This window comes from Psychroserpens mesophilus, from assembly GCF_050617655.1.
Lineage (GTDB): Bacteria > Bacteroidota > Bacteroidia > Flavobacteriales > Flavobacteriaceae > Psychroserpens > Psychroserpens mesophilus_A.
On the sequence record NZ_JBODQC010000364.1, the window covers coordinates 1 to 249 of the forward strand.

The following is a 249-nucleotide window of genomic DNA, read 5'->3' on the forward strand; positions in this document are numbered from 1 at the left end:
CGTGCAGGAGTACTTCAACTCCACCCACGGTGCCCGTAAGGGTCTGGCCGATACCGCGCTGAAGACCGCGAACTCGGGTTACCTGACCCGTCGTCTGGTCGACGTGGCGCAGGACGGGGTGATCACCGGGGTGGATTGCGGTACCACCGAAGGCCTGATCATGACCCCGATCGTGGAAGGCGGCGACGTGGTCGAGCCGCTGAAGGACCGCGTGCTGGGCCGCGTGGTTGCCGAGGACGTGTTCCTGCC

The 249-nt window shown here is 66.3% G+C and carries 1 protein-coding gene; it reads left to right on the top strand.

Translation table 11 applies throughout. The features are described from left to right. Positions 1–249: hypothetical protein (locus ACRHNM_RS17610; RefSeq protein ID WP_431137942.1), on the top strand; the 249-nt coding region annotated here is incomplete at both ends.